The organism is Paraburkholderia sp. BR13439, from assembly GCF_040948805.1.
Classification (GTDB): domain Bacteria; phylum Pseudomonadota; class Gammaproteobacteria; order Burkholderiales; family Burkholderiaceae; genus Paraburkholderia; species Paraburkholderia youngii.
In genome coordinates this window covers 1-5,579 of the sequence record NZ_JBFPKN010000077.1, presented here as the reverse complement: position 1 = coordinate 5,579, position 5,579 = coordinate 1, and the positions used below count along the sequence as shown (strand labels likewise).

General features: G+C 59.1%; 3 protein-coding genes and 1 pseudogene. 3 read left to right on the top strand and 1 reads right to left on the bottom strand.

Translation table 11 applies throughout. From position 1 onward, the window contains the following. Positions 1-555, bottom strand: a 555-nt coding sequence (locus tag AB3X96_RS41880) for a transposase (protein ID WP_368594330.1), incomplete at its 3' end; no start/stop codon positions are given. 1,545 nt (positions 556-2,100) lie between these two features. On the opposite strand from AB3X96_RS41880, the pseudogene AB3X96_RS41875 reads away from it, so the two are divergent. From AB3X96_RS41875 to AB3X96_RS41865, 3 genes and pseudogenes are all read left to right on the top strand, one after another. Continuing rightward, a pseudogene (locus tag AB3X96_RS41875) lies at positions 2,101-3,048 on the top strand (cupin). A 452-nt stretch (positions 3,049-3,500) separates the two neighbouring features. Beyond that, the gene (locus AB3X96_RS41870; RefSeq protein WP_368594329.1) at positions 3,501-5,165 is read left to right on the top strand and encodes a peptidoglycan D,D-transpeptidase FtsI family protein; all 1,665 of its coding nucleotides are present in this window, start codon (positions 3,501-3,503) and stop codon (positions 5,163-5,165) included. A 122-nt stretch (positions 5,166-5,287) separates the two neighbouring features. Further along, a partial coding sequence (locus AB3X96_RS41865; RefSeq protein ID WP_368594328.1) for a transposase occupies positions 5,288-5,579 on the top strand: 292 nt, incomplete at its 3' end.

Sequence of the window (5,579 nt, the reverse complement as noted above, 5' to 3'; positions counted from 1 at the left end):
GGCTGCACCACATCCTGGACAACCTCGACTTCGTCCGTCATGTACACCTGTCCATTTAAAATTTGAATGGACATGATCGTCGGGCGGCACGACTTGCCGATCAAGATGACTTCGCCGGGTGCTTACCTTTAGATCATCCTTCGCGCTCACCCATGCGCGAGCCAGATCGCGGAATGCTTCGTCTTCCACGCTGGGCACATACACCGCTGACAGGTCGCCAGCGCGCAGAGATCGCACGAGCTTGATTGCATCGCGTCGATCTGTCTTGACGCGTTCGCCGGGCTTCCTGGGAATCAACGATGGCGCGCACACCATGCACTCTAATTCCTTCTGCACGAGCTGACGGTAAAGCCCGTAGCCGCACGGACCGGCCTCGTAGACAAGGTGAATGTGCCGCGCTTTAGACTGCAGGGGCTTGCATAGCCGATCGATATCGGCCTTCGTCGTCCCGATCTTTCCGAGCAATTCGACCTCGCCAGTGCCGAGCGCATAGGCAGCCGTGATCGACTCCTTGTGAACATCTAATCCGACGTACAACGTGCTATCGTTTTCCATGCTTTGCGACACGTGTCGCCGTCTGCCGGACGTAAACCGGTTGAAGTATTGGATGGCAAAGCTCTTCCTTGTCTTGTCACACCCTGAGTCCCCCACTTCCGGGACTCAAGTTCCGTGACCTGCTGTACGACCAGCAGTTGCCTACCTGGACATGCGTGACTGGAAACGGTCGGGTATGAAGCTCCGGAGACAACGTACTTCTCGAAAGACGGTTCACTCGGCGACGAGGGGATCGACACTGCAAGCAGCGGTGCGGTGTGAAGGCCAGGCAAGTTCCGTATGCGCAACATAAGTGAATTGCCGTGTGAATTTCCGTAAAAACGAACAAGCCAAAGCTGCTGTCAGGCTTGAACCAAAAGGTAAATGGCAGGTTGCTCTCTTGGCATGTGGGGGCACGTCGTCGAGGCGCCATCGGAAAACAGGCAGGTGCTAACCGGATAGACCCACGCGAGGATGCGGGTCGGCATGGAAGGGAACGTGGTAAGCCCGATTTCTCGCCTTCGTCTCGGTGTATCGAATCGAAGGCAGGCAAGCCGTAAGGCGAGCTGTTGGGGGAGCGGGTATAGGAGTGCGGAAAAAGCGAACGGCCGCCTGTAATGGGCAGCATAGGGGTTCAAGATTTGCCCCAGCCTGAAAGGGCGCAGACTTCCGCATGGTGCGGCTGTCGCGGGCCAACGTCTCAGATTCGACGAGAGGAAGCTTGGAAGAGACCGGTAGCGCTACGGTTCAGCACCTCTCGCCCCAGCAATGGGGCGAATCAACGATGTGATGCGCGCGAAGGTCGTGTGCACTCGGACACGACCGGTGTCGAGACGACACTTTAGCTGTGCTTGAGCGCAGTGCGGTGAAAGTCGCACGCTGCGTTCTTAGGGGGCGGCGGCGTAGTAATACGCTGCTGCTACCCGCCGGCCTCCGCGCTGGAAATCGCCGGGTGCGGTCCTGTCCACACCGTGCGGCTCTGGCAGTCATGCTATCCCGCGTTTGATTTCTCACGGCAGGCCAGCCTTTACCTCGCGGGAGTCATACTGCCTAGAACAGTTCGTCGTTCCACCTGCTCGGAGAGTCAATCCGAAGCAATTCTATCCACCGACGTGCGCGTTCGGGCGTACAGACTAGCGATACACAGAGCGGTACAGCGATTGACGAGCATTGCACTGCAACGGCCGGAGTATTGCCGTCCGCTTCATACATATGCGCGACGCGCCAAAGCGGAGCCGCGGGCTATCAACCCGCCGGCCGCAGCATGCCCATCGCGGCAATAGAGAGTTGCAGGTTCGGTACTTCCGCGCGATGCGCGAGACGCCTGTCCTGCGCGCATTCGACTCTACATTTTCAATCCAGCGTTGGCACTGCGCAGGTCGAATGCGAGCGTCGGCAGGGAGGACGGTTATGCCCTTTACGCAAAGGTGATTTCGAGCGAGCGTAGTTCCGCATAGCAAGGTGCAATGCCTATAGTTTGCGTCAACGCTGCCGGCAAAGGTTGGTTGCGGCCGACGTCAGCGGTAGCGCCCTTCAAGCAACGCACCTAATTTTTTGGAGAATCCTATGCTTGACAAGACCTCTATTGCGACGCTCAGTCTCCAGGACGACGAAGTCACGCGCGACGCGGAGTATTTCGAATACACGTCCTCGGCGAATCCGATCGGAGCGAAGCTGATTTCGCGCGTGCCGTATCGCACGTTCCTGAACTCGCTCTACGATAACGGCCCTACCCGTATCGTGCCGCTGGACCTTTCGTCCGAACTCGGCGTCGATTATCCGGCTACGGGTCCGGGCTTGATGGCCAGCTTCGTGCGCATTGTTGCAGGCGAAAAGGTGTCCGTGAACCCAAACGCGACCTCCCAGGTGTTTTACGTGCTGGAAGGACACGGCACGGTCGCACAGAACGGCACGGCGTTCAGCTTCGGCGCCGGCGATTTCTTTTCGCCTCCGGGTGGCGGCGAGGTTGTGATTTCGGCCGAGGGCACCGCTCGTCTCTATTACGTCAACGACGGCCCTCTGCTTTCGTATCTGGGCGCCGACTTCTCGCGTGCGCGTTTCACCCCGACGCTGTATCCGGTGGCGCGTGCGAAGGAAGAGCTCGAAAAGGTTTCGAATGCTCCGGGTGCAGCTCAACGCAACCGCGTAAGCATCCTTCTCGGTAACGCGCACTTTCCGCAGACTCGCACGGTGACGCATTCGATGTGGGCCATGTTCGGTGTCGTTGCACCGAAGACGATGCAAAAGCCGCATCGCCATCAGTCGATCGCGCTCGACTTCATCCCCAACTGCAAGCCGGGTGTCTATACGCTCGTCGGCACGGAACTGGATGCCAATGGCGACATCGTCGCACCCAGTGCGCGTGGATTGGACGCCGGGCATGGCCTTCGTCACGCCCCTGGCTACTGGCACGCCCACTTCAATGAGTCCGACGAAGCCGCGCACGTTATCCCGCTGCAAGATGCTGGCCTGCAGACTTATCTGCGGTCTCTCGACATCCCGTTCGCGCGATAAACGCGAGGCGGACGGTCCGCCGGTGGCGGCAGAACGTCGCAGTGCTCGACGGACCGACAGAACAGAGATATTCTACGGTAGCGACGCCGCGCTCAGCCTTCGTCCATGCGAGAGCGCGGTGCATTTAATCCGCAGCGTGCCGACGCGGCGGATTCGCGCTTGTTTGTCGCAAAGCAGCCCCAAGGCGCGCGTCGTCATCTTTCGCATGACGCGACAAAATTGCGTGAAGAGGCGGTTATCAAATGTTTCTGTTCCGGGGAGCCGGGGTCGCTCCATGTGCGCTTACAACGAAAACTCTCACTGCTTTCTTGCCAGCAGAACATGTCACTGGTGTTGGCAGCTCCTGCCGTAAGTGAGAGTCCCTGTGTGCTTCGTAAATGACCCGTCGCGTAACTTTCAATGAAAGCCCGGTCCTGAAGACCTCCAGCCACCGAGGCAGATCCACGGTCGTAATGGCCTTGATAACGATCGGTTTCGCTGCGTGCATCGCACGTGCCCTTTGGATTCAGGTGCTCGATAGTCGCTTCTACCAATCGAAAGGAGACGAGCGTGTCGACCATGTCATCGACCTGCAAACCGATCGAGGCCGAATCGTCGACCGCAACGGTCGCGTGCTGGCTACGAGTGTCCCAACGATGGCAGTGTGGGCGGACGCAAGCGGGATTCCGGACAATGTGCAGCCAGGCAAACTCGCCATGCTCGCGCAATTGCTAGGAATGTCAGATCAGCAACTGAACACTCAAATTGAAAGCGACAAGACGTTCGTCTATCTGAAGCATCAGATCTCGCGAGACGTCGCCCGTCAGGTCGAAGCACTCGCCATCCCAGGTATTTATGAGCTGCCCGAATATAAGCGCGTGTACCCGGAAGGTGCAGTTACCGCTCAGGTGGTCGGTTTCACGGATACGGAGGGCCGGGGCGAGGAGGGTGTTGAACTCGGAGCACAAAGTGAGCTCAACTCGGTGGACGGGAGAGAACTCGTCGTGCGCGATCGGGTCGGCCATATCGTGAGTGACCTCGGGAGCGTAAAGAGTCCTAAACATGGGGCGGATATCGAGCTCGCGCTCGACCGCAGCATCCAGTACATCGCTTACGAGGCCCTTCGGGACGCAGTCACTTCGAGCCATGCAGAAAGCGGATCCGCGATCGTGGTTGACGGACACACCGGAGAAATTCTCGCGCTTGCAAATTACCCGAGCTACGATCCCAACGACAGGTCGGCCCTGCGCGGCCCCGCGTTGCGCAACCGCGCCGTGACCGACGTGTTCGAACCGGGCTCAATCATGAAGCCTCTAACCGTATCGCTCGCGCTCGACCTGGGTCGGCTTACGCCCAGTTCGATTGTGGAAACCGACGGGCGATTTTCGCTTGACGGCGCGGTTATCACTGACGATGCGAACTTCGGTACGCTGACTGTCGCCCAGGTCATCCAGAAGTCCAGCAACATTGGCGCATCGAAGATTGCCCTGACGATGAAGCCCGAGGAAATGTGGGGGCTTTACTCGGCATTGGGTTTTGGCCGGCAGCCCAAGCTTGGCTTTCCAGGCGCGGCTGCCGGCATCGTGAAACCATGGAGTAAATGGCGGCGAATCGAACAGGCGACGATGTCTTACGGCTACGGCGTCTCGATGTCACTCGTCCAGCTTGCGGAGGCATACACGGTGTTCGCCAACAATGGTCGGCTCGTTCCGCTTACGCTATACAAACGAGATGGCTCGACTGTGGCGGACACACAGGTATTCACGCAACGGACTACCGACCAAATGCGGGCGATGCTGGAGAGTGTCGTTTCCAAGGACGGTACTGCGCCGGACGCGCAGGTGCCTGGCTATAGCGTCGGCGGTAAAACGGGCACGGCCTACACTGCGACGCGGCACGGCTATGAGCGCAACGCCTACCGTGCATCGTTCGTGGGGATCATTCCGATCCGGAGTCCAAGGCTCGTGATAGCTGTATCTGTAGACAAGCCCCAAGGAGCCAAACATTTCGGCGGTGACGTGTCCGGGCCGGTGTTCGCCCGGATCGCGTATGCAGCGATGCATGAACTTGGCGTGGCGCCCGACATGCCGATGCCAGATGCCAAGGACGGCCCAGTTGCGAACGGAGACTTCCGTTAGACCTCGAGGACGCGTTGCCGCCGGTCGATTCGATCGCGAACGCTGACGAAAGAGGCGTCGCATGAGTGCAAGTGTGCCCGAAGTGAACCGGGATAATGTGGCCATAGCAGGGGGCGATCGCGATGAGAGAAGATATCGACGAATTTGACGCGTATCTGAACCATCTGGCGCAGGCGTTAGGGCACGCCGATCGCCATGCCGGCCTCAAGGGTTACTGTTCGGGCCTGGTATTGCCGTTGTCACGCAAGAGCGTCGAGCCGATGGCCGCGCATATTGACCCACTTCACGCGAGTGCGAAGCACCAGTCACTCCACCATTTTGTGGCCAAGGCAGAATGGTCTGACCGGGCGGTCCTGCAGCGGGTACGCGAATGGGTGATGCCCGCGTTAGACGCGCACGCTGCTAAAGAAACCG